We start from the raw sequence: 23,048 nt of genomic DNA, 5'->3' as shown, positions 1-23,048 counted from the left end.
TCACGCGGCGGCCCCCGGCACCGGCACGAGCACGCCACGCCACGGCGTGACCACGAGCTCGTCGGCACGCGCCGCCAGGTCGGCGGCCAGCAGGGGGCCGACCACCCCGCCGGGCGCCGCGACGTGCACCCCGCCGGCGACCGGTCCGTAGGGCAGCGGGGGAGCGGGTGGCGGCAGCCGCGGGTCGGGCGGCTGCGCCGCGACCAGCCGTACGCCGAGCTCGTCGACGTGCCACGGGGCGTCGGGTCCCGTGCCGCGCGCGTCGGCGAAGCGGCGGGCCAGGTCGTGCAGCGCGGCCGCCGCAGAGACGAGCGGCACGACGCGACCCCAGGCCGCTCCGACGCGCAGCTGCGCGACCGCGGCGTCGAGGGCCACCAGCCCGAGGTCGCACGGCCGCAGCAGGTCGCCGCGCCCGTCGTCGAGCACGAACAGGAAGCGGCCCGGCAGGTCGGCCAGCCCGGGGTCGGCGACCAGCAGCGCCTCGAGCTCGGCCGCCACCGCGCGCAGGTCGGCCCGCCCGCCGTCGTCCCCGCCCGCGAGACCGGTCTGCGGCGAGACCATCACGTTGCGCACCAGGTCGTGGGTGCGCGTGGGCAGCAGTCCGGTCGCGGCGACCGCCTCGACCACGTCGGGGCGCAGCCGGGCCCCGTCGGGTCCGAGCGGCAGCCCGCGCAGCTGCAGGTTGGCGCGCCCGGTCAGGTGCAGGTCGCCGTCGCCGTAGCGTCGGGCCACGGCGCCGACGGCGACGAGCTGGCGCGAGGTGAGGCGCCCGCCGACCAGGCGCAGGCGTACCAGCGCCCCGTCGTCGGCGGCCCAGGGGCGCAGGACGCCCGGACACAGGTCCCGGCGGGTGCGAGGGGTGCGAGGGGTGCGAGGGGTCTGCGGGGTGCGAAATGAGGTGCCGGAGGGGAGCACGAGGGTCCTCGGTGGGTCCAGGACTCTGCGCGTCGTCCTTGTGATGACCTCACGGCGGATGTCGCAAGGGCCAGCAGGTCTTCGGACTCGGGATCGACCGGTACGGAACTCCTTCCCAGGTCAGCTCGACCCAGTGGCTGTCGGACACCGTCCGACGTGCTCCGCCCGTCACCCACACCGCTGCGCGTCAGTCCCGGACTCCCACCGGGTTCCCTGACCCCTCGTGGCGAGAGGTCGACTGGCTCGGCGAGGCTATCAAGGTGCAGACCCGACCCGGCCACCCCGGCCACAGCGTCGTCCAGGTCCCCGTGCCCGCCCTCGAGCCGTTCGTGCGCGCCCGGCACGCCCACTACGACGCCGACTACGTCTCGGCCGACCCCGCCTTCACCCACGCCCACGTCACCGTCATCGGTCCGTTCGTCGACGCGCCCACCGCCGGCGACCTGGCCCGGCTCGCGGCGATCGCCGCCGACACCGCGCCGTTCGACTTCGTCCTCGAGGACCTGCACGTCTTCGCCGACGGGCTCGTGCACCTGCGACCCGTGCCCGCAGACCCCTTCCACGCCCTGACCGCGCGGGTCTTCGAAGCCTTCCCCGACCACCCGCCGTACGCCGGCCGGTTCGAGGAGGTCGTGCCCCACCTGACCCTCGACGTCGTCTCGCCGGAGGTCTCGGTGGCCTCGACCCGCGCCCTGCTCGCAGCGACGGTGCCGTCGCTGCCGGCCCGCTGCCGCGCCGAGCGGCTCGACCTCGCCTGGTACGAGCCGGGCGCCTGCCGCGTGCTCGACTCCTGGCGTCTCGGCGCCGCGCGTCACCTGCCGTTCAGCAACCAGGACTAGGTTGCCCCCATGCTGGGTGACGTACGGGAGTACATCGACCGACTCCACATCGAGGGCTACCGCATCGGCGAGGACCACGACGACGACCCGGTGCTGCTCGACCCCGACGGCCGCGCGGTCGACACCTGGCGCGAGAACTACCCCTACGACGAGCGGATGTCGCGCGAGGACTACGACGAGGCGAAGTACCTGCTGCAGGTCGAGCTGCTGAAGTTCCAGCGCTGGGCGGCCGACACCGGCAGCAAGCACGTCCTGCTCTTCGAGGGCCGCGACGCCGCCGGCAAGGGCGGCACGATCAAACGCTTCATGGAGCACCTCAACCCGCGCTACGCCCGTACGGTCGCGCTGACCAAGCCCAGCGACCGTGAGCAGAACCAGTGGTACTTCCAGCGCTACGTCAAGCACCTGCCGACCGCCGGCGAGATGGTCCTGTTCGACCGCTCCTGGTACAACCGCGGCGGGGTCGAGCGGGTGATGGGGTTCGCCACGCCCGCCGAGTACGAGCAGTTCATGATGCAGGTCCCGCTGTTCGAGCGGATGCTCGTCGACAGCGGCATCTCGCTGACCAAGTACTGGTTCTCGGTGACCCAGTCCGAGCAGCGGACCCGCTTCATCATCCGCCAGGTCGACCCCGTGCGGCAGTGGAAGCTCTCGCCGATCGACCTCGACTCGCTGGAGAAGTGGGGCGACTACACCGCCGCCAAGGAGGCGATGATCCGGCGTACCGACACCGAGTGGTCACCGTGGACGACGATCAAGAGCAACGACAAGAAGCGGGCCCGCATCAACGCGATGCGCCACTTCCTCTCGCGCTTCGACTACGACGGCAAGGACCCCGACGTCGTCCAGGCGCCCGACCCCCTCATCGTGCAGCGCGGGATCGACGCCGTCGGTGACTGACCACCCCGCCCTCGCGGCCCCCGTCTCCACGCGCGGCTCCCCGTCGGTCCGAAAGATCTGCGCACGACGGGGGCCGACGCATGAGATTCTTCGTGCCGACGGCTCCCACCGCCCCTCCCACGGCCTCCGCACTCCCACTGAGCACCACATGCTCCAGACAAGGAACTCCCATGGACCTCGCTCCCGATGACATCAAGGCCATCATCCTGCGCATGAAGAAGGCGAACGGCCACCTGGCCCGCGTCATCGCGATGATGGAGGAAGGGTCGAGCTGCGAGGCGGTCCTGACCCAGCTCGCCGCGGTCAACAAGGCCCTGAGCCGCAGCGGCTACGCCATCGTGGCGACCGGCCTGCAGCAGTGCCTCAGCGAGAGCGACGACGGCCTCGACGGGGTCGACGTCAAGAAGATGGAGAAGCTCTTCCTCTCGCTGGCCTGAGCCTGGCCTGACGCTGGCCTGAACCGGTCCGTGGTTGGGTGGCGCCATGAGAGTTCCCCTGCCGGTCATGCGATCCCTGACCCGCGCCGCGGTCCGCCCGGTGCTCGGCACCCGGTTGCGACCGCCGACGCAGCGGCGGGTCCTCGACGCCCTGACCCGCCTCGCGGTGCTGCCGAAGGGCACGACCGTCGAGGACGCGTTGCTCGGCGGTGGCCCGGCGCTCACGATCCGTACGCCGCTCAGCGACCCCGACCGGGCGCTGCTCTACCTCCACGGCGGTGGCTACACCGTCGGGTCGATGGTCACGCACCGTGCGGTCGCGGCCCACCTGGCTCACCACGCGGGCGCCGTCGCGCACCTGCTCGACTACCGGCTGGCCCCCGAGCACCCCTACCCGGCCGCCGTCGACGACGCCCTCGCCGCCTACGAGGCGCTCCTGGCCCGCGGCGCCGCGCCCGGGCACGTCGTCGTCGCCGGTGACTCGGCCGGTGGCGGCCTCGCGCTCGCCCTGGCCGTGCGCCTGCGGTCGCTGGGTCGTCCGCTCCCGGCGGCGCTGGCGCTCATCTCACCGTGGGTCGACCTCACCCTCGACGGGCTCGACGAGACCGCCGACGACCCGCTGCTGACCCGGGCCTGGCTCGAGCGCTGCGCCCGCGACTACGCCGGCGGCGACCGGCGCGACCCCGGGGTCTCGCCGCTGCTCGCCGACCCCGCCGACCTCGCTGGCCTGCCGCCGCTGCTGGTGCACGGGGCGCGCGACGAGATCCTGCGCGACGACACCGAGCGCTTCGTGGCCGCCGCCCAGGCCGCCGGCGTCCCGGTACGCTACCGCTGCCTGGAGCAGCACTGGCACGTCACCCACCTCTACGCCGGCCTCGTGCGCGAGTCGACCGACGTCGTCGAGCAGCTGGGCGGCTGGGTGCGGGCGGCGTACGTCAGCTGACGACGGTCGCGACGTCCTGGTCGCCGCCGTTGAACGTGATGACGCGGCCCACGGCGGCCTCACCGGCGTCCACCACCGTCGCGACGACCTGCGCCACGGTCGCGCGCGAGACCTCGCGGGACTCGGTGTCGGAGGTGGCGACACCGGTGGCCGGGCCGTCGGTGAGGCTGCTGGGTCGCAGCAGCGTCCACGGCGTCGACGACGCCTGGAGGTGGGCGTCGGCGGCGCTCTTGGCGTCAGCGTAGGCGAAGAAGTCGTGGTCGGGGCTCACCCCGTGGTCGGGACCGGCCCCGAAGTAGGACACCATCACCACGTGCGTGCCGCCGGCGGCCTGCGCGGCGTCGATCGTGCGGATCGCGGCATCGCGGTCGATGGCGTAGGTGCGCTCGGCGCTGCCACCGCCGGCCCCGGCGGACCAGACGACCACGTCGTGCTCGGCCAGCAGCGTGGCGAGCGCGTCGTCCTCGATGCTCACGATGTCGGCGACCACCGGCTCGGCGCCGGTCGCGCGGACGTCGTCGGCCTGCTCGGGCTTGCGGATCATCCCGGTGACCTGGTGGCCGGCCTGGACGAGCAGCTCCTCGGCGAGCAGGGCGACCTTGCCGTGGGCGCCGATGACGAGTACCTGGGACATAGGGGCTCCTTCGAACGATGGACGACGGGGTGTCACCGGCTACAGCACTCGCGACCGCGGGTCCTGTTCCGATCTTCGGGGTGAGCGCCCGGTCGGAGCGGTGTGGCGAACGGGCCGGCCTGTAGGCCGGGTTCTGTCCTCCGCCCTTGCGGGAGGAGGGGCGACCATCCATCTACGACCGCCGTTGCCGACGGCCTCCAGCGATCTACCCGCGCACTCGGGCGAGCAGCCCTCGGACGTGCGCTGTCTGATCTTGCTCCGGGCGGGGTTTGCCTAGCCACGCCGGTCACCCGGCGTGCTGGTGGTCTCTTGCTCCACCGTTTCACCCTTACCTCCCTCGTCGGTGCTACTGACTCGGGAGGCGGTCTGTTCTCTGTGGCACTGTCCCGCGGGTTGCCCCGGGTGGGTGTTACCCACCGCCCTGCTCTGCGGAGCCCGGACCTTCCTCGGTGGCCCTGGAGTGATCCAGGTCCAACGCGGTCGCCCGGCCGGCCCGTTCGCCTTTGCAGGATAGGGCCTGGCGGGCGGGCCGGGGGATCCGGTGCGGTCTCAGCGTGCCGCCCAGGTCTCGGCCCAGGACTGAAGCGGGGCCAGCGCCGTCATGAGCGCCCGCCCGTGGTCGGTGAGGCGGTAGCCGCCGTCGTCGTGGGTGACGACGGCCGCGTCGCGCAGCTCGCGCAGCCGGGTGTTGAGAGTGGCGGGGTTGGTCTCGGCCGCCTCGACGAGGGCCCGGAAGGTCAGGGGGTCGCCGCGCAGCTCCCACAGGACGCGCAGGGTGCCGCGCCGGCCGAGCAGGTCGAGGGCCGCCATGATCGGACGCGTCATGCTTTACAACCTATAGCACCTCGCCTACGCTCCCGGGCATGACTCGCTCTGATCTTGATAGCACTTCCGGCGCCCGGATCGCGCCGGCGACCCCACCCCTCGACCCCGACGTGCAGGCGGCGATCGACCTGGTCATGCGCGGCAACGCGCCGCTGGTGCTCTTCACGACCCTGGCGCGCGATGGTCGGCTCTTCGAGCGGTTCTTCGGCGGTGGGCTGCTCGACCGTGGCCACCTCACGATCCGCCAGCGGGAGATCGTGATCGACCGGGTGACGGCGCGCTGCGGGGCGGAGTACGAGTGGGGCGTCCACGTGGCGACGTACGCCGCCAGGGCCGGCCTCGACGCCGAGCAGGTCGCGTCGCTGACCACTGGGGGTCCCGCGGACCCCTGCTGGACCGACGACGAGCGCGTGCTGGTCGAGCTCGCCGACAGCCTGCTCGACACCTGCGACGTCGACGACTCGCTCTGGTCGCGGCTGGCGCAGGTCCACAGCGAGGAGGCGATCCTCGAGCTGCTGATGCTGGTCGGCGCCTACCGCTCGATCAGCTGCCTGGTGCGGTCGCTGCGGCTGCCGTTCGAGCCGGGAGCGGCCCGCTTCGCCGACGTCACCCGATGAGGTCGGGGTCGACGGCGGGCGGCAGGGTGGCCACGGCGATCAACGTTGTCAGCGGCACGGCGAGCACGAGCCCGATGCTGGTGGCGAGGGTCCGCACGACCTCCTGCGTGATCTCCTCGGTGGCCAGGAGCGTGCTGCCGGGCAGGGCGTAGAGGCGGAGCACCAGCAGGACGGTCAGCGTCGTGCCGGCATAGGCGAACACGATCGTGTAGATCGTCGAGGCGATGTGGTCGCGGCCGATCCGCATTCCGGCGGCGAAGACCCCGGACCGCGACATCGTGGGGGAGGCGGCACGCAGCTCCCACACGGCCGAGGCCTGGGTGATGGTGACGTCGTTGAGCACGCCGAGGCCGGCCACGATGATCGCGCAGGCGAAGACGCCCTGGAAGGACAGGTCGGGGGCGAAGGTGCCGAGCACGCGCGAGCCCTCGTCGGCCACGCCGGTCAGGCGGGTGCCACCCACGGCGAGGTGGCCGATCAACGCCGTCAGGCCGATGCCGGCGAGCGTGCCGCCCAGCGCCGCGCTGGTGCGCAGCGACCAGCCGTGGGTCGTGTAGAGGACGACGTACATGATCGCGGCGGAGCCGACCATCCCGACGAGCACACCGGGCTCGCCCGACAGCAGCGCGGGGAGCACGAAGACCGCGATCACCGCGGTCGCGAAGGCCAGCCCGATCAGGGCCATCAGTCCGCGGAAGCGGGCCACCGCCAGCACCACCACCACGAACAGCCCCAGCAGCAGGACCAGCGGCGCGTCACGCACGGTCCCGAAGTAGTTGATGCGCGCGTCCTGTCCCTCCTGGGCCGGGGTGCGGATCAGCTTGACCGTGTCGCCGGCCCGCAGGTCGGCCTGCAGCACGTCGGGGGGTACGCCGATGGCCACCTTCGCGCCGTCGTCCTCGCCGCCCTCGACGCGCACCTGGATCTGCCCGCAGTCGGCGCCGGCGCTGCCCGGGGCGCAGGGCTCCTGCACCGAGAGCACCTCGCCGCGGGGGAAGGTCACCCCGGGCGCCGCGAACTGCACCTTGCCGGCCAGGTCGTGGACCTCGTCGCCGTCGGGCCACAGCAGCACCAGCCCCACGACCGTCAGCAGCAGGCCGACGACCAACGAGCCGACCAGCACCAGCCGCGGCCCGCGGCGTACGTCGAGGGCGGGCGGGGGGCCGTGCCCGTGTCCGTGGCCGTGCCCGTGGGCGGTGTCGTCGGTACGTCGTGCGTGTGATCCAGCCACGAGGTCTCAGGCTAGACGCGTCACGTCGACCGCGACGGTCATGCGCGAGGTGGCCGCGCCGGAGTAGATGCCGCTGATCGGGCGCACGTCGGTGTAGTCGCGGCCGTGGGCCAGGCTGACGTAGCGGTCGTCGGGCTCGGTGTCGTGGCAGGGGTCGAAGGGGTGCCAGCCGGCGTCCCACCACTCGACCCACGCGTGCGAGGAACCGGTGACGGTGGCGCCGATGACCGGGTCGGGGTCGGGGTGGAGGTAGCCCGAGACGTAGCGGGCGGGGATGCCGACCGTGCGCAGGCCGCCGACGACGAGGTGGGCGAGGTCCTGGCAGACGCCGCCGCGCTGCTGCCACGCGGTCGCGGCGCTCCCGCGCACGTCCGTGGCGCCGGGGGCGTACTCGACCTCGTCGTGGACCATCGCGCAGAGGTCGCGCGCGGCGTCGCCGGGCAGCTCGTGGTCGGCCGCGACCTGCTTGGCCCGCTGGGCGAAGTCGGCCGGCGGAGCGACCAGGTCGGGCAGGGTGAGGAACTCGGTCCACCGGTCGGAGACGTCGCGCGCGGCGACCTGCTCCCAGGTCAGCCCGGCCGGACGCGGGGCGGGCCGGTTGGTCTGCACGGTCGAGGTCGCGGTGACCGTCATGGTGTCGTGCGGGTCGACGACCTCGAAGGCCGTGACCACGGTGCCGAAGTAGTCGGTGTAGGTGAAGGTCCACGGCTTGGGGCTGACCTCGAGGCGGGTGTGCACCACGATCTGCTCGGGCGTGGTGACCGGGGTCAGGCGCGCCTGGTTGTAGGACGCGACGGCCTTGCCGTCGTACTCGAACGTGGTCGTGTGGACGACCCGCAGCTGCATGCTCATGGGCGCTACGCCCCTCCCGTCCCGTGCCAGGCCAGGGACTCGGCCCCGGCGAAGAACCGCTTGGTGACCGCCTCGGTGGCCAGCGCGCAGGTGCGCTGCAGCCGCTCCATCTCGGTCGGCAGGTCGGCGACGACGTCGGACAGCGAGCGGTACTCGAGCTCGGCGCGGGTGCGCCCGATGAGCCGCTGCGCGTCGTTGTGGATGCCTGCGCGCTGGCCCGAGACCTCGAGGTTGTCGAGGCACTGCTCGGCGCGGTTGAGGGAGAACACCACCGACCGCGGGAAGAGCCGGTCGAGGAGCAGGAACTCCGCGGCCGCCCGCTCGGTCGACAGGCCGCGGTAGGTGCGCAGGAACGCCTCGTAGCCGCCGCAGGCCCGAAGCGTGCTGGTCCACTGGTCGGTCGTGCCGCTGGTCACCGACGCGGTCGCGACCAGGCGCGAGGTCATGTCGGCGCGCTCGATGCACCGCCCGAGCATCAGGAACTGCCAGCCTTCGTCGCGGGTCATCGTGGCGTCGGCTGTGCCGTTGATCAGCGCGGCGCGCTCGCGCACCCACTGGAAGACGTGCGGCGTACGCCGGCGCGCGAACGTGCCGGAGACGATGTCGCGGTGAGCGGTGTTGATGACCTCCCACATCGGCACCGACAGCGTCTCGCGGGCGCGCCGGGCGCTCTCGCGGGCCGCGGCGATCGCCGCGGCGATCGAGACCGGCGAGGCGGGGTCGTAGGCCAGCGTCTGCAGGACGAAGTCGATGTCGACGTCGTCGGGGGTCTCCTCGACGCCCATGATCGACAGTAGGCCGTGACAGGTCTCGTCGACGTCGAGGGTGGCGTCCTCGAGCAGCAGCGAGGTCTGGACGTCGAGGATGCGCGCGGTGTCCTCGGCGCGCTCGACGTAGCGCCCGATCCAGAACATCGACTCGGCGATCCGGCTCAGCATCGTGCGCCCCCCTCCTGCTGCTGCTGCTCGGCCTGCTCGTGCGTCGAGGTGAGAGCAGTGATCGCGGGCCCGGGGGTCTCGGGCCTCGTGGCGACCGGGGGTGGTGCCGGTGGCTCGGGGGTCTCGACCTCGACCTCGTGCTCCGGCTGCGGCTCGTCGTCGGACGGCGTGGGCCAGACCGGGGGACCGGCGAGGACCCAGGTGTCCTTGGACCCGCCGCCGCGCGACGAGTTGACGATCAGCTCGCCCTGGGCGAGCGCCACGCGGGTCAGCCCGCCGGGCAGCACCCACACGCGGTTGCCGTCGTTGACCGCGAAGGGCCGCAGGTCGACGTGGCGCGGGCCCAGCTCGCCGTCGACGAAGGTCGGCACCGTCGACAGCTGCACCACCGGCTGGGCGATCCAGTCGCGCGGCGACTGCAGGATCTTGGCGCGCAGCTCGTCGAGCTCGGCCCGGGTGGCGCGCGGACCGATGACGATGCCCTTGCCGCCGGAGCCGTCGACGGGCTTGAGCACCAGCTCGTCGAGCCGGTCGAGCACCTCCTCGCGGGCCTCGGCGTCGCCGACGCGCCAGGTGTCGACGTTGTTGATCACCGGCTCCTCGGAGAGGTAGTAGCGGATGATGTCGGGCAGGTAGGTGTAGACGAGCTTGTCGTCGGCAACGCCGTTGCCGACGGCGTTGGCCAGCACGACGTTGCCGGCACGGGCGGCGTCGATCATGCCGGGGCAGCCGAGCATCGAGTCGGCGCGGAAGTGCACGGGGTCGAGGAACTCGTCGTCGACGCGGCGGTAGATCACGTGCACGGGGGCCAGGCCCTGCGTCGTACGCATCATCACGCGGCCGCGCCGGCACTCGAGGTCGCGGCCCTCGACAAGCTCGACGCCCATCGTGCGGGCCAGCAGCGCGTGCTCGAAGTAGGCGCCGTTGTAGACGCCCGGGGTCAGCACCACCACGGTCGGGTCGATGACGCCTGCGGGGGCGGCGGCGCGCAGGGCCGCGAGCAGCCGCTGGGGGTAGGCCGCGACCGGGCGGATGCGGTGGGCCGCGGTGGTCTCGGGCAGCGCCGAGGTGATCGCGCGGCGGTTGGTCATCACGTAGGAGACTCCCGACGGCACCCGCACGTTGTCCTCGAGCACCCGGAACTCACCCTGGTTGTCGCGGATCAGGTCGATGCCCGACACGTGCACGCGGACCCCGTTGGGCGGGCGCACGTTGGCGGCGGCGCGGTGGTAGTGGCTCGAGGTGGTGATGACGCGGCGGGGGATCACGCCGTCGTCGAAGACCTGCCCCGCGTCGTAGACGTCGGCGAGGAACATCTCGAGGGCCTTGACCCGCTGCTGCACGCCGGCGTCGAGACGCGACCAGGTGTCCTGCTCGATGACGCGCGGCAGGATGTCGAGCGGGAAGGCGCGCTCCTCGCCGCCGATGTCGAAGGTGACGCCCTGGTCGAGGTAGCTGGCCTGCAACGCCTCGACGCGGCTGACGAGCTCGGGGGTGGTGAGGGTCTGCAGGCTCTGGCGCAGCCGGGCGTACGGCGCGCGCACGCCGTCGCCGTCGAACATCTCGTCGTACGCCGGGCCGGTGCTCTCGTAGCCCTCGAACATCGCCATGGCGACGACCCTAGTGCGAGACCGACCTCACACATTCCTACGGCAGGGTGAGCACCTCGGCACCGGTCGGTGTGACCACCAGCGTGTGCTCGAACTGCGCCGACGGCCGCCGGTCGGCGGTCACGACGGTCCAGCCGTCGTCCCACATCTCCACCTCGCGCGTGCCCAGGTTGAGCATCGGCTCGATGGTGAAGGTCATCCCGACCTCGATCAGGTCGTCGTGCTCGGGGTCGTCGTAGTGCGGCACGATCAGCCCGGAGTGGAAGGCCGTGCTGATGCCGTGGCCGGTGAACTCGCGCACCACGCCGTAGTCGAAGCGCTTGGCGTAGGACTCGATGACGCGCCCGATGACGTTGATCCGCCGGCCCGGCCGGACCGCCTTGATCGCCCGGTCGAGCGCCTCGCGGGTGCGCTCGACGAGCAGCCGGGTCTCCTCGTCGACGTCGCCGGCCAGGAAGGTCGCGTTGGTGTCGCCGTGGACGCCGTCGAGGAAGGCGGTGATGTCGATGTTGACGATGTCGCCGTCCTCGACGACCCGGCTGTCGGGGATGCCGTGGCAGACCACCTCGTTGACGCTCGAGCACAGCGACTTGGGGAACCCGCGGTAGCCCAGCGTCGAGGGGTAGGCGCCGTGGTCGCAGAGGAACTCGTGGCCGATCCGGTCGAGCTCGTCGGTGGTGACGCCCGGCGCCACCGCCGCACCCACCAGGTCGCGGGCCTGCGCGGCCAGCCGCCCGGCCACGCGCATCCGCTCGATGATGTCGGCGTCCTGCACGGCCGGGCCGGCGTACGGCGCCGGGGCCTCGCGGTCGACGTACTCGGGGCGGGCGATCTCGCGGGGCACAGGACGTCGCGGGGACACCACGCCGGGAGCGATGGCAGGAGCGGTCGGAGTCACGTACGAGGAGTGTAGTTTCGGCCGCATGGCCGATCAGCCCGAGTACTGGTACTGCATCAAGCACAGCCGCGTCGAGGGTCGCGACGGCTGTCCCAACAAGGAGCGCCTGGGTCCCTACCCGAGCGAGGCCGAGGCCGCGCGGGCCCTCGAGACCGCGCACGAGAAGAGCGAGGCCTGGGACCGCGACCCCGAGTGGAACGACGAAGAGCTGGAAGATTGAGGCAGCGCCGGCGCGTCGCCAAGGCCCCTGTGGCGGTCGACTTCTGGCCCTTCGGCGGCATGATCCTGATGGCCGCGACCTTCTTCCTCTACGCCGTCAGCGGCATCGTCGCGCCGGGGTGGGCCGTGGCGCTGCTGCTGGTCGTCTGGTTCGTCGCGTTCGCCCGCGCGTGCACGTGGTGGTCGACCCACCCGCGACTGATCTCGTTGCTGGCCGTCGGCCTGGTGGCGCTGTGGTTCGCCGTGCTGGTCGCCGGCGGGGTCTGGCTCGACTGGTCGGCCTGACGCAACGTCCGATCCAGCCCCCACGTCACGGTGGTCGAGGAGGTCGCCCGCGACCGACTCGAGACCCTGCGGTCGGGTTGGTCTCGTGACGGTTGCTAGCGCAACCTCCTCGACCGACGTGTGGTCCGGCCCGCGTTCGACGGTCAGGTGGGCTTGACGAGGAGCACCTTGCCCTGGCCGCCGTCGGCGTCGGTGCAGATCAGCAGGTTGCCGTTGCGCAGCTGGGTGACGGTGCGCAGGCGACCGTGGGTGCCGTCGAGGGCCGGGGGAGTCGAGACCCGCTGCAGGAAGCCGCGGGGCCCGAAGGTCAGCGCGAGCAGTCGCTCGCCGGCGAGCGTCGCGACGAAGAGCGCGCCGTCCAGGCTGCCCCACCGGTCGCCGTAGACGAAGGTCGCACCGGAGGTCGCGACCGTCGGGGTGCCGGAGCGCCAGCGAGCGCTGATCTGCTTGCCCGGCAGGCCCTGGTCGGTCATCGGGACCTGCTCGTTGTAGCCCGGCACGGGGTTCCAGCCGTAGTCGCCGCCGCCCACGAGCAGGTTGACCTCGTCGTCGCGGTAGGTGCCGTGCTCGACCGACCACAGCGTGCCGTCGGCGCGCTGGGCGAGACCCTGCACGTTGCGGTGGCCGTACGTCGTGACGTAGCGCTTGGCCTTGACCTTGGCGCGGCGAAACGGGTTGGTGCGCCAGGGCTTGCCGGTGAAGCGGTCGAGCTGCAGGGTCTTGCCGCCGAGCGAGCGCAGGTTGCGCGGGTTGGTGCCGACGGCGGCGTCACCGGTGCCGACGAGCAGCGAGCCGTCGGCGGCCGCGAGGAGCCGGCAGCCGCCGTGGCGCCCGCTGGTCGTGGGCAGCCCGGTCAGCAGGGCGCGCACCAGCGTCGCGCGACGCTCGGCCTTGTCGAGGGTCCAGGCGTTGACGCGGATGTCATGGCCCGGGCCCTGCTTCTCCCAGCCGCTGCAGGTGTAGAAACGACGGTTGTCCACGAAGTTCGGGTCGAGGGCCAGGCCCATCAGCCCGGTCTCGCCGGAGGTCCAGATGCGCGCGGTCGGGAACCGGACGGCGCGCTGGGTGCCGTCGGGCCTGCTGAGCGTCAGGCGCGCGGGGTCGCGCTCGGTGATGAGCAGCGACCCGCTCGGCAGCTCCTTGACGTCCCAGGGGTGGTTGAGCCCCGCGACCCGGGTCGACACCTGCAGCGCCGGGTCGGCGCGGCGCTCGGCGGGGGCCGGGACGGAGTGGACGTCGATCACGGCGTGCGCCGCCGGGACCGTCAGCAGCGGGGCGACCAGGGCCAGGACGACGGCGGGGACGAGGGCTCGACGCATGGATTCACCGTACGCCGATCGGCCGGCGACGTGACCCACCCGAGGGCGCGACGTCGGCGTCCCTACGGAGCCGTGCAGCGGCGTACGAAGGCGGCGAGGTCCTTGCTCTGCTGCAGCCTCGAGGGCTCGTGGACGTACATCATGTGGCCGGCCTCGTAGTAGGCGTGCTCGATGTTGGCGCGCAGCGCGGCCGGCAGCCGGAGGTGGGCCAGCACGTCCTCGGCGGCGTAGTGGGGCGTCGCGCCGTCGTAGTAGCCGTAGGCGACGTGGACCTTGAGGTGCGGGTTGGTGCGCATCGCCCGCTCCAGCTGGGGGCTGACGTCGATCGGACGGCCCTCGAAGTCCTTGAACGACCACGGGTGCACGCGCGAGCTGATCTGCTCGTAGGGCAGGTCGTTCTCGTAGCGCAGCTCGTGGCGGACGTAGTGGTTGTAGGCCGTCGAGTAGGGGCCGCTGATGGCGTCCATCGACGGGTCGGCGTCCATGTGCTCGGCGATGCCGCTGGCCGCCGGCCCGACGAAGCGGCCGTCGATGCGCCCGGCGGTCTGGCCGCGGTCGCGCAGCAGCTCGCCGAAGAACCGCCAGTGCTCGATGCGCAGGTCGGCGCGGTCGACGTAGTCGGGGGTCAGCCCGGTGAGCTCGGCGATCCGCTTGACCGCGGCGGCCCGGTCCCGGGCGCTGAGCCGGTCGCCCTGCGACAGGACCCACGGGTAGTCGCGGGCGGCGTACTCCTCGGCCTCGCGCACCGCCTTCGACAGCGACCCCCGTCCCAGCTTGCCGTGGTAGTGCGCGATGGCGGCGTACGTCGGCAGGTAGAGCGCGTGGGCGCGGTCGTTGCGCTGGTTGTCGAAGTCGATCGACGACAGGTCCAGGACGCTGGAGATGAGCACCAAACCGTTGACGTACATGCCGTAGCGCGACTGCAGCCGCTCCGCGAGCGCTGCGCCGCGCAGGGTGCCGTAGGACTCGCCGAGCAGGAGCTTGGGCGACAGCCAGCGCTCGTGGCGCGAGGTCCACAGCCGGATCAGCTCGGCGATCGAGTCGATGTCGCCCTGGTAGCCGTGGAACGGCTCGGGCTTGGTGCCCTTGACCGCGCGGGAGTAGCCGGTCGACACCGGGTCGATGAGCACCAGGTCGCTCTCGACGAGCAGGCTCTCGGGGTTGTCGGTCAGCCCGTACGGCGGCGGGCGCAGGTCGCCGGCGTCGCCCATGACGATGCGCCGCGGGCCGAGGAGCCCCAGGTGCAGCCAGACGCTGGAGCTGCCGGGGCCGCCGTTGAAGGCGAAGGTGACCGGACGGGTGTTCGGGCCGGCGGCCTTCTCGCCCTCGGGCCGGTCGAGGACGTACGTCGTCATCGACACCTCGGCCTTGGCCTGGTGGCCGACGAAGACGCCGTCCTCGTAGACCTCCTCGCGCAGCACCACGCGGCCGGTGGTGGCGGTGTAGTCGAGGGTCCGGCGCCCCACCTTCAGCCGGTGCCGGGTGGTGACCAGGTCGTCGGTCGGGTCGGCCGGCTTGGTCTCGGTGGTGGAAGTTGGTGATTTGGCGGACACGTCGTCGGGCACCCGGTCACCCTAAAGGCCCAAGCGGGAACAACCAGGAGCCTGGCAGGGTTTGCCTCGCCGACACCGCGAGAGCGACACCCCCACACCACACGCCACGAACCATCGAAGGATCCCAGATGACCTTGACCAGCAACGCCGACCGCCTCTCCGTCCTCGAGGACAGGCTGACCGCGCTGCGGGCCGAGCGCGACCAGGCCCAGGCCGAGACGCGCGCCGAGGCCGTGGGCGACGTCGTCGACCGCGCGACCAACGTCGAGGCCAGCATCCGCCAGTCGATCCTCGAGGAGCGCATCGCCGCCCTCGAGCTCGAGATCGCCGCCGCCGCCCACACCGAGCACGTCGACGGCGTCGTCTCGGTCGGCGACACCGTCACCCTCGACTTCGGTGACGGCCCCGAGTCGTTCTCCATCGGATCGGTCGAGCAGGCCGTCGCCGGCGTCGAGACCATCACCCCCAGCAGCCCCTTGGGCCAGGCCATCCTCGGCGCGGCCGTCGGCACCAGCGTCACCTACTCGCCGCGCAAGGGCGTCTCGCTCTCCGCCAAGATCGTCTCGGCCAGCTGACTCATCGGTCGCCTCCGGGCGGCCCGCGGCCGGCCGGTCATGTAACTGACTGCCCGAGGCACACCCAGGGCGGTAGAGCGCCCAGGGTGAGCGCCGAACAGTCAGTTACATGCGCCTAGGCGTCAGAACGTGTGCTCGGGGCCCGGGAAGGTGCCGGCCTTGACGTCGGCGGCATAGTCCCTCGCGGCCTGCAGGAGCACGGCGTGGACGTCGGCGTACTGCTTGACGAAGCGGGCCATCCTGCCCTGGCGCAGTCCGAGGCGTCCTGCCAGACCAGCACCTGGCCGTCGCAGTCGGGGCCGGCGCCGATGCCGATGGTCGGGATCGCGAGCTGCTGGGTGACCTGGCCCGCGGTGTCGCCCCGGACCATCTCCATGACGACGGCGAAGGCACCGGCCTCCTGGATCGCGAGCGCGTCCTCGACGACGCGGGCACCCGATTCGCCGCGGCCCTGGACGCGGTAGCCGCCCAGGGTGTGCTCGGACTGCGGCGTGAAGCCGATGTGGGCCATCACGGGGATGCCGCCCTGGGTGAGCTTGCGGATCTGCGGGGCCATCTCGGCGCCGCCCTCGAGCTTGACGCAGTGCGCGCCACCCTCCTTCATGAAGCGGACGGCGGTCAGGTAGGCCTGCTCGGCCGAGGCCTGGTAGCTGCCGAAGGGCAGGTCGCCCACGACGAGCGAGCGGCGTACGGACCTCGAGACGGCGCGGGTCAGCGGGAGCAGCTCGTCGACGGTCACCGGCAGCGACGTCTCGTTGCCGTAGACGTTGTTGCTGGCGCTGTCACCCACGAGCAGCACCTCGATGCCGGCCTCGTCGAACGTCGCGGCGGCGTACTGCTCGTAGGCGGTGAGCATCGAGAACTTCTCACCGCGCTCCTTCATCTCGCGCAGGTGGTGGGTGCGCACGCGCTTGGCCGGTACGGCGGTGGCGGGCGTGGCGGGGCCGCTGCCGTACGGCGCGGTCTCCTCGGGCGTGCTCATCGTCGAGTCTCCGATCGGTGTGGTCTCGCGGCCTCCTGGTGAGGTCCACGGACGCCGACCACGCTAGTCGCGTTCGCCGGATCGGGCCGTGTGTCGGTGATCACCTTGACGGTGTCGACAACCAATCCGACCCTGCGAGACTCCCAGCACCATGAAGCGTTCAGTGATCGCGGCCGTCGTCGCATGCGTGCTCGTCCTCCCGCCCACCTCGACGAGCCCGTGGCGGTCGGCCGCGGCAGCCTCGAGCGACGACGCGGCGGTGTCCCGGGTCAAGGAGGACTCCTACTACCCGGCGATCGGCGACCCGTCGGTCGACGTCCTGCACTACGGCCTGGTCCTCGACTGGGACGACGCCGACTCGGTGCTCACCGGTACGGCGACCCTGCGGCTGCGCTCGCCGCGCGCCCAGGAATCGATCCGGCTCGACCTCAACTCCCACCTGCGGGTCGACACGGTGACCCTCGACGGCGCTGCGGTCGGCTTCTCACACCCGGACAAGAACCTCGTGGTCGAGTCCGGGGCCTTGGCCGCGAACAGCCGGCACGTCCTGGTCGTGACCTACGCGGGCAGCCCCGAGCCCTACGACTTCCCCGGCTCCCGCGGCGACATCCCCGCCCTGGGCTGGACGACCAGGCCCGACGGGCAGGTCTGGTCGATGCAGGAGCCCTACGGTGCCTTCACCTGGTACCCCTCCCACGACCAGCCCTCCGACAAGGCGACCTACGACCTCACGGTGACGTCGCGCGCCGACTGGGTGGGCGTCGCCAACGGCGAGCTGCGCAGCAACACGGTCACCTCGGGGCGCCGTACGACGCACTTCCGGCTCGCCTCGCCCACGGCGTCCTACCTCGTGACGATCGCGATCGGCCCCTACCGGCGCTACACCGACCAGGGCCCGCACGGGCTGCCGGTCACCTACTGGGTGCGGCCCGTGGACCGCGACGTGCTGCCGACGCTGCGCCGGACACCGGCGATGCTGCGGTGGCTCGAGCGCGTGCTCGGGCGCTACCCCTTCGACCGGGCCGGCGCCGTCGTCGTCCCCGCCGCCTCGGCGATGGAGACCCAGACCCTGGTCACGATGGGGGCCGACCTCAAGAGGCACGGGCAGACGTTCGCCTCCGACCTGCTCCACGAGTACGCCCACCAGTGGTACGGCGACACCGTCACCCCCGACGACTGGAAGCACCTGTGGCTCAACGAGAGCTTCGCGATGTACGTGCAGATCCGTTGGGAGGTCGCCCACGGCGTCCGCAGCGCCACCGACTGGCGGACGTCGCTGGACCTCTACGACCAGGACTACCGCACCGTCGGGGGGCCTCCGGGCAGCTACAAGCGCAGCGAGTTCGGCTCCGGCTCGGTCTACTACTCCGGCGCCCGGATGCTGTTCCGGCTGCGCGAGCGGCTCGGTGCGGCCACGTTCGACCGGTTGCTGCGGGCGTGGCCGCAGCAGCACCGGTTCGGCAGCGTCGACCGTGGCGACTGGATCCGCTTCGCCGAGCGCGTCACCGGCAGCCCGCTGGGGAGGTTCGTCAACCGCTGGCTGGACGCCGAGCGGTCGCCGCGCTGAGGCGCGGCAGGCCCCTCACACGCGCGAGGCCGCCAGGGGTCGCCGCCCGGCGACGGAGACCACGACCAGGCTGAGCGCGATCGCCCCGATCGCCCCGACGAGCGCGGGTACGCCGCCCCCGAAGGCACCGAGCAGGTAGGGCAGCGCGAAGCCGAGGTAGGTCAGGGCGTAGAAGACGGCGACGGTCGCACCGCGCTCGTCGGGGTGCGAGAGCCGCTCGGTCTCGCGCAGCCCCGAGACCAGCACGCAGCCGTAGGCGCCGCCCAGGATCGGGGCACCGAGGAGCAGCAGCCAGCGCACGTCGGTGACCAGCGCCAGCACGCCGATCGACGCGCCGACGAGCGCGGCGAGCAGCCCGACCTGGCCGGCCAGCAGCGGACGTCGGTCGTCGAGCCGTCGGGCGACGCCCTGGACCGCGACCCCGCAGCCCAGCGTCAGGCCCGAGAGCACCCCGACGAACGCGAGCGCGCCCGACTGCGAGCCGCCGATCTCGCCGGGGAGGTAGGCGATCGACAGGGCCGCGCACCCGAAGACCCACGGCGCCGAGGGGGCGACGACCAGCAGGAACCGGCGTCCGCGGGTCACGTCGGGCACGCCGATCAGCGGCCGCAGCACGACCCCCTCGGGTCGCGGCCCCGGCACGCGCGCCATCAGCACGAGGGCGACCAGGCCGAGCACCACGTGGGGCAGGTACGGCGTCTCGAGGGGGCGCGGTGCCCACTGGCCGACCAGCCCGGTGACGAAGGGGCCGGCCCCGAAACCGGCCGAGAGCGCGATCGCGGCGCGCCGGGGACCGGCGCCGGTCTCGGAGAGCTCGGAGACCCACGCCGTGGCCGCGCTGAAGACCACGCCCGAGCAGGCGCCCGCCAGCAGCCGCCCCACGGCCAGCCCGGCGACCGAGTCGTGCTCGACGATCAGCAGCACGGTCGCCAGCGGCGACAACGCGACGAACGGCAGGACCACCGCGCGCCGACCCCACCGGTCCGACGCGGCGCCCCCGACGAGCAGCGCGGGGACCAGCCCCGCGGCGTACACCCCGAAGAGGAAGGCGCGCGTCTGCACCGACATGCCCAGCTCGTCGCGGTAGGCGATGAGCAGGGGGGTGAACTGGTTGGCGCCCCAACCGACGGCGAACATCGCCAGCGCGATGCGCTGCCAGGACCTCATGGGCTGACCGTAAGCCGTGCGGCCGGTTGCGGGGTGGCCAGGTCGCGATCCACCGGCGGGATCTGCCAGTGGAGCGCGACCTGAGCGCTTGTCCACAGGCACGGGGGACACTCGTTTCGACAGCGAGGCAGCGCGGCAGGCCCTCGGCATGGCGATCCGACCCACCCGCGCCCTCGACCGCGAGCAGCTGAAGGTGCTGTTGACCCTCGTGCAGGACGGGGTGGTGTCGCGTCGACAGCTGCTCGACCTCGGCGCGAACGACGACGACATCGAGCGCATGGTCCGTCGACGCGAGCTGTATCGGCGACACCCCGGCGTCTACGTCAACCACAGCGGCCCGCTGACCCGGCAGCAGCGCGAGTGGGTGGCGGTGCTCGTCCACTGGCCCGCCGCGCTGACCCTGGGGTCGGCCCTGCCGGACCCGCCGTACTCGGCGGTCGTGCACGTGGCGATCGACCTGCGCCGGACGGTCAAGCCGGTCGCGGGAGTGATGGCTCACCGGACGGCGTGCCTCACCGATCGCGTCGACTGGCGGGCGGCCCCGCCCAGGATGCGGCTGGCGCACACCGTGATCGACCTCGCCTCCCGGGTGGTCCTCGCTGACCCGCTCGCCGCGTTCCGGCTCCTGGCCGAGGCGGCCCAGACCCGGCGTACGACGGCCGCGACGATCGCCGACGTCCTCCGCGGTCGGCGGGTGGCGGGCAGGACGTTGTTGCTCGAGATGCTCGACGACCTGGCGACGGGCGCCTGCTCGGTGCTGGAGCGGGAGTACCTGCGTGCCGTCGAGCGCGCGCACGGCCTGCCCCAGGGGCGTCGCCAGAAGCCTTCGTCGACCAGGACGAGGTCGGCCTACCGCGACGTGGAGTACGAGGACCACGACCTGATCGTCGAGCTCGACGGGCGCGCCTCCCACGACTCGGCGAGGGGCCGCGACGCCGATGCTGACCGCGACCTGGAGGCGCGAGTGTCGCAGGGCGCGACGACCGTCCGGCTGACCTACGGCCTGGTGTTCGGCACCCCGTGCCGGACCGCCGGTCACATCGGTACGCTGCTGCAGCAGAGGGGCTGGCAGGGCGCGGCCACGCCCTGCCCCCGCTGCCCGTGACGTCAAGTCGCGCTCCACCGGCAGGATCCGCCGGTGGAGCGCGACCTGAGAGTCACGCGCCGCCCGCGCCGCCCGTTCCGGCGTTGCAGAGCCAGTTGATCCCGAACCGGTCCTTGACCTGGCCGAAGTGGTCGCCCCAGGGCGCCTGCTCGAACGGCACGTCGACGTGGCCGCCCTCGGCGAGCGCCGCGAACCAGCCGCGGATGGTGTCGACCTCGTCGCCGCTGATGCTGATGTGCCCGTTGGGGGTGCTCTCCGGGTGGGTGCTCGGGGCGTCGGCGCCCATGAGCGCGAAGCTCTCCGAGACCGTCAGCTGTGCGTGCATGACCTGCGACTGCTCCTCCTCGGGGACGCCCATGCCGCCGTAGTCGGCGAAGGTCGTGCTGGTCAGCTCACCGCCGAAGACGGACTGGTAGAACGCCATAGCCTCGGCGGCCTGGCCGCGCCAGTTGAGGTAGGGGTTGAGTCGGGTCACCATCGTGTGCTCCTTCGTGGGTGCGTGGTCTGACTGTCTCGTGGAGACTGCGGCACGCCGCGCAACTCATCGCCCGGGCGTCCCTAGACTCGCGGACGTGGACTTCTACTCGGCCTACGCGCACGGGTTCGCCCGGGTCGCGGCCTGCACGCTGCCGGTCGCGATCGCCGACCCGGCGACCAACGCGGAGCGGGTGGTCGAGCAGGCGCGCGCGGCCCACGACGAGGGCGTCGCGGTGGCGGTGTTCCCCGAGCTCTGCCTCAGCGGCTACGCCCTCGACGACCTCTTCCTCCAGGACACCCTGCTCGACGCCGTCGTCGAGGCGGTCGACGAGGTCGTGACCGCCAGCATCACCCTGCGCACCGTGCTCGTCGTCGGCGCGCCGCTGCGCCACCTGGGCCGCGTCTACAACTGCGCCCTGGTCGTCCACGGCGGTCGCCTTCTCGGCGTGGCGCCCAAGGCGCACCTGCCCACCTACCGCGAGTTCTACGAGCGTCGCTGGTTCGCCGCCGGCGACGACGTCGACGGCTCCGACATCACCGTCGGCGAGCACGTGGCGCCCTTCGGCACCGACCTGGTCTTCCGCGCCGACGACCTGCCCGAGCTGACCTTCCACGCCGAGATCTGCGAGGACATGTGGGTGCCGGTGCCGCCGAGCGCCACGGCGGCGCTGCACGGCGCCCACCTGCTGCTCAACCTGTCGGGCAGCCCCATCACCATCGCCCGCGCCGAGGACCGGCGTCTGCTGGTGCGCAGCGCGAGCGCCCGCTGCCAGGCCGCCTACGTCTACGCCGCGGCCGGGCAGGGCGAGTCGACGACCGACCTGAGCTGGGACGGCCAGACGATGGTCTACGAGTGCGGCGACCTGCTGGCCGAGGGCGACCGGTTCCCCGACGGCCCCCGCCTGACCATCGCCGACATCGACCTCGACCGGATCCGCCAGGAGCGGATGCGGCAGGGCACCTTCGACGACAACCGACGCGGCGTCGAGGCGATGATGACCACCGTCGAGTTCACCCTCGGCCCGCCGGAGGGCGACGTCGGCCTGCGGCGTGCCGTACGCCGCTTCCCGTTCGTCCCCGACGACCCGGCCCGTCTGGCCCAGGACTGCTACGAGGCCTACAACATCCAGGTCTCGGGGCTCGAGCAGCGGCTGCGGTCGATGGCCGAGGCCAGCGGCGGCACCTGGCAGCCCAAGGTCGTCATCGGCGTCAGCGGGGGTCTCGACTCCACCCACGCCTTGATCGTCGCGGCCAAGGCCATGGACCGGCTCGGCCGCCCGCGCAGCGACATCCTCGCCTTCACGATGCCGGGCTTCGCCACCGGCGAGACGACCAAGGCCCTCGCGACGCGCCTGTCCGAGAGCCTCGGCGTCACCTTCCAGACCCTCGACATCACCGCCGCCGCGCGCCAGATGCTCGCCGACCTCGACCACCCCTACGCCGAGGGGCAGGAGGTCTACGACATCACCTTCGAGAACGTCCAGGCCGGTCTGCGCACCGACTACCTCTTCCGCCTGGCCAACCACCGCGGCGGCCTCGTGCTCGGCACCGGCGACCTGTCCGAGCTCGCCCTGGGCTGGTGCACCTACGGCGTCGGCGACCAGATGTCGCACTACAACGTCAACGGCGGCGTGCCCAAGACCCTCATCCAGCACCTCATCCGCTGGGCCATCGACACCGACCAGTACGACGCCACGACCGATGCGGTGCTGCAGGAGATCCTCGACCAGGAAATCACCCCCGAGCTGATCCCGGCCGGGGCCGACCAGGCCCCCCAGCGCACCGAGGACTCCACGGGCCCCTACGCCCTGCAGGACTTCACGCTCTACCACGTGCTGCGTCGCGGCTACCGGCCCAGCAAGATCGCGTTCCTCGCCTGGCACGCCTGGCACGACGTCGAGGCGGGGGAGTGGCCCGCGGGCTTCCCCGAGGACCGACGCGGCGAGTTCGACCTCGCGACGATCCGGCAGTGGCTCGAGGTGTTCATCCGCAAGTTCTTCGCCAACCAGTTCAAGCGCTCCGCCCTGCCCAACGGCCCCAAGGTCACCCCCGGCGGCACCATGTCGCCGCGCGGCGACTGGCGGATGCCGTCCGACGCCTCCCCGGCGGCCTGGCTGGCCGAGCTCGCCAACGTGCCGAGGGCGTAGGCGCCCGCCGCCG

At 72.4% G+C, this 23,048-nt stretch carries 23 protein-coding genes, 1 other RNA gene, 1 pseudogene and 1 riboswitch; of the genes and pseudogenes, 11 read left to right on the top strand and 14 right to left on the bottom strand.

Translation table 11 applies throughout. The annotated features are described in order from the left end of the window. Positions 1 to 915 carry a nitrite reductase gene (locus tag FZC61_RS20200; RefSeq protein WP_148615987.1) on the bottom strand — a complete coding sequence of 305 codons (915 nt, stop codon included), beginning with the start codon at positions 913 to 915 and terminating at the stop codon, positions 1 to 3. Between the two features lie 54 nt (positions 916 to 969). Further along, positions 970 to 1,173, bottom strand: a riboswitch (cobalamin riboswitch). A 2-nt stretch (positions 1,174 to 1,175) separates the two neighbouring features. Here FZC61_RS20200 and FZC61_RS20195 point away from each other — a divergent pair. The 4 genes from FZC61_RS20195 to FZC61_RS20180 all read left to right on the top strand — a co-directional run bounded on the left by FZC61_RS20195 (position 1,176) and on the right by FZC61_RS20180 (position 4,034). Beyond that, positions 1,176 to 1,754, top strand: a complete 579-nt coding sequence (locus FZC61_RS20195) for a 2'-5' RNA ligase family protein (RefSeq protein ID WP_148615986.1) — start codon at positions 1,176 to 1,178, stop codon at positions 1,752 to 1,754. A gap of 9 nt (positions 1,755 to 1,763) precedes the next feature. Further along, positions 1,764 to 2,654, top strand: a complete 891-nt coding sequence (gene ppk2 / locus FZC61_RS20190; RefSeq protein ID WP_148615985.1) for a polyphosphate kinase 2 — start codon at positions 1,764 to 1,766, stop codon at positions 2,652 to 2,654. A gap of 170 nt (positions 2,655 to 2,824) precedes the next feature. Then, a complete protein-coding gene (locus FZC61_RS20185) occupies positions 2,825 to 3,091 on the top strand; it encodes a metal-sensitive transcriptional regulator (protein WP_148615984.1) in 267 nt (88 codons plus the stop codon). Positions 3,092 to 3,137: 46 nt separating this feature from the next. Further along, the gene (locus FZC61_RS20180; protein ID WP_148615983.1) at positions 3,138 to 4,034 is read left to right on the top strand and encodes an alpha/beta hydrolase fold domain-containing protein; all 897 of its coding nucleotides are present in this window, start codon (positions 3,138 to 3,140) and stop codon (positions 4,032 to 4,034) included. On the opposite strand, the gene FZC61_RS20175 is transcribed toward FZC61_RS20180, so the two are convergent. The 3 genes from FZC61_RS20175 to FZC61_RS20165 form a co-directional block, all read right to left on the bottom strand. Then, positions 4,027 to 4,668 carry an SDR family oxidoreductase gene (locus FZC61_RS20175; protein WP_148615982.1) on the bottom strand — a complete coding sequence of 214 codons (642 nt, stop codon included), beginning with the start codon at positions 4,666 to 4,668 and terminating at the stop codon, positions 4,027 to 4,029. The two genes, FZC61_RS20180 and FZC61_RS20175, sit on opposite strands and share 8 nt — an antisense overlap. A gap of 106 nt (positions 4,669 to 4,774) precedes the next feature. Continuing rightward, positions 4,775 to 5,164, bottom strand: an RNA gene (gene rnpB, locus FZC61_RS20170) — RNase P RNA component class A. A 53-nt stretch (positions 5,165 to 5,217) separates the two neighbouring features. Then, positions 5,218 to 5,493, bottom strand: a complete 276-nt coding sequence (locus tag FZC61_RS20165; protein ID WP_211357356.1) for a winged helix-turn-helix transcriptional regulator — start codon at positions 5,491 to 5,493, stop codon at positions 5,218 to 5,220. Between the two features lie 38 nt (positions 5,494 to 5,531). On the opposite strand from FZC61_RS20165, the gene FZC61_RS20160 reads away from it, so the two are divergent. Next, entirely contained in the window at positions 5,532 to 6,110 is a 579-nt protein-coding gene (locus FZC61_RS20160) for a carboxymuconolactone decarboxylase family protein (protein ID WP_148615981.1), read from the top strand. On the opposite strand, the gene FZC61_RS20155 is transcribed toward FZC61_RS20160, so the two are convergent. The 5 genes from FZC61_RS20155 to map are packed head-to-tail and all read right to left on the bottom strand — an operon-like array spanning position 6,100 to position 11,639. After that, positions 6,100 to 7,341: a YibE/F family protein gene (locus tag FZC61_RS20155; protein WP_148615980.1), complete on the bottom strand. Its 1,242-nt coding sequence runs from the start codon at positions 7,339 to 7,341 to the stop codon at positions 6,100 to 6,102. The two genes, FZC61_RS20160 and FZC61_RS20155, sit on opposite strands and share 11 nt — an antisense overlap. A 6-nt stretch (positions 7,342 to 7,347) precedes the next feature. Then, a complete protein-coding gene (locus FZC61_RS20150) occupies positions 7,348 to 8,193 on the bottom strand; it encodes a transglutaminase family protein (RefSeq protein ID WP_211357355.1) in 846 nt (281 codons plus the stop codon). A gap of 5 nt (positions 8,194 to 8,198) precedes the next feature. Continuing rightward, positions 8,199 to 9,131 (bottom strand): alpha-E domain-containing protein, encoded by a 933-nt coding sequence (locus tag FZC61_RS20145; protein WP_148615979.1) that lies wholly within the window; start codon positions 9,129 to 9,131, stop codon positions 8,199 to 8,201. Continuing rightward, positions 9,125 to 10,741 carry a circularly permuted type 2 ATP-grasp protein gene (locus FZC61_RS20140; RefSeq protein ID WP_148615978.1) on the bottom strand — a complete coding sequence of 539 codons (1,617 nt, stop codon included), beginning with the start codon at positions 10,739 to 10,741 and terminating at the stop codon, positions 9,125 to 9,127. Before FZC61_RS20140 ends, FZC61_RS20145 begins: the two co-directional genes overlap by 7 nt. 37 nt (positions 10,742 to 10,778) lie before the next feature. Further along, positions 10,779 to 11,639, bottom strand: coding sequence for a type I methionyl aminopeptidase (gene map, locus FZC61_RS20135; protein WP_246142816.1), 861 nt, complete (start codon positions 11,637 to 11,639; stop codon positions 10,779 to 10,781). A gap of 25 nt (positions 11,640 to 11,664) precedes the next feature. Between map and FZC61_RS20130 the strand changes: the two genes are divergently transcribed. Together FZC61_RS20130 and FZC61_RS20125 are read left to right on the top strand one after the other, a co-directional pair. After that, positions 11,665 to 11,859, top strand: a complete 195-nt coding sequence (locus FZC61_RS20130) for a hypothetical protein (protein ID WP_148615976.1) — start codon at positions 11,665 to 11,667, stop codon at positions 11,857 to 11,859. Next, entirely contained in the window at positions 11,856 to 12,143 is a 288-nt protein-coding gene (locus FZC61_RS20125) for a hypothetical protein (RefSeq protein ID WP_148615975.1), read from the top strand. Before FZC61_RS20130 ends, FZC61_RS20125 begins: the two co-directional genes overlap by 4 nt. A 143-nt stretch (positions 12,144 to 12,286) precedes the next feature. Here FZC61_RS20125 and FZC61_RS20120 read toward each other — a convergent pair whose 3' ends face one another. Both FZC61_RS20120 and FZC61_RS20115 read right to left on the bottom strand, forming a co-directional pair. Beyond that, a complete protein-coding gene (locus tag FZC61_RS20120; protein WP_148615974.1) occupies positions 12,287 to 13,462 on the bottom strand; it encodes a PQQ-dependent sugar dehydrogenase in 1,176 nt (391 codons plus the stop codon). 62 nt (positions 13,463 to 13,524) lie between these two features. Further along, on the bottom strand, positions 13,525 to 15,027 hold the full coding sequence (locus FZC61_RS20115) for a S10 family peptidase (protein WP_148615973.1): 1,503 nt from the start codon (positions 15,025 to 15,027) through the stop codon (positions 13,525 to 13,527). Between the two features lie 116 nt (positions 15,028 to 15,143). Here FZC61_RS20115 and FZC61_RS20110 point away from each other — a divergent pair, with 116 nt between their 5' ends. Then, positions 15,144 to 15,590, top strand: coding sequence for a GreA/GreB family elongation factor (locus tag FZC61_RS20110; RefSeq protein ID WP_148615972.1), 447 nt, complete (start codon positions 15,144 to 15,146; stop codon positions 15,588 to 15,590). 122 nt (positions 15,591 to 15,712) lie between these two features. On the opposite strand, the pseudogene panB reads toward FZC61_RS20110, so the two are convergent. Next, a pseudogene (gene panB, locus FZC61_RS20105) lies at positions 15,713 to 16,446 on the bottom strand (3-methyl-2-oxobutanoate hydroxymethyltransferase). 277 nt (positions 16,447 to 16,723) lie between these two features. Between panB and FZC61_RS20100 the strand changes: the two are divergent. After that, positions 16,724 to 18,139, top strand: a complete 1,416-nt coding sequence (locus tag FZC61_RS20100; protein ID WP_148615971.1) for a M1 family metallopeptidase — start codon at positions 16,724 to 16,726, stop codon at positions 18,137 to 18,139. Positions 18,140 to 18,154: 15 nt separating this feature from the next. Here the strand turns inward: FZC61_RS20100 and FZC61_RS20095 are convergent, their stop codons facing one another. Next, a complete protein-coding gene (locus FZC61_RS20095) occupies positions 18,155 to 19,306 on the bottom strand; it encodes an MFS transporter (RefSeq protein ID WP_170286201.1) in 1,152 nt (383 codons plus the stop codon). Positions 19,307 to 19,454: 148 nt separating this feature from the next. On the opposite strand from FZC61_RS20095, the gene FZC61_RS20090 reads away from it, so the two are divergent. Beyond that, on the top strand, positions 19,455 to 20,411 hold the full coding sequence (locus tag FZC61_RS20090) for a type IV toxin-antitoxin system AbiEi family antitoxin domain-containing protein (RefSeq protein WP_148615969.1): 957 nt from the start codon (positions 19,455 to 19,457) through the stop codon (positions 20,409 to 20,411). Between the two features lie 52 nt (positions 20,412 to 20,463). Here FZC61_RS20090 and FZC61_RS20085 read toward each other — a convergent pair whose 3' ends face one another. Then, complete coding sequence (locus FZC61_RS20085; RefSeq protein ID WP_148615968.1) at positions 20,464 to 20,889, bottom strand: VOC family protein; 426 nt, start codon at positions 20,887 to 20,889, stop codon at positions 20,464 to 20,466. A 94-nt stretch (positions 20,890 to 20,983) separates the two neighbouring features. On the opposite strand from FZC61_RS20085, the gene FZC61_RS20080 reads away from it, so the two are divergent. Beyond that, positions 20,984 to 23,035 (top strand): NAD(+) synthase, encoded by a 2,052-nt coding sequence (locus FZC61_RS20080; protein ID WP_148615967.1) that lies wholly within the window; start codon positions 20,984 to 20,986, stop codon positions 23,033 to 23,035. Positions 23,036 to 23,048 lie beyond the last annotated feature (13 nt).

Origin of the sequence: Nocardioides rubriscoriae (genome assembly GCF_008087085.1) — a bacterium.
GTDB lineage: Bacteria > Actinomycetota > Actinomycetes > Propionibacteriales > Nocardioidaceae > Nocardioides > Nocardioides rubriscoriae.
The sequence above is the reverse complement of the archived record's forward strand: the minus strand, read 5'-3'. Positions and strand labels throughout refer to the sequence as shown.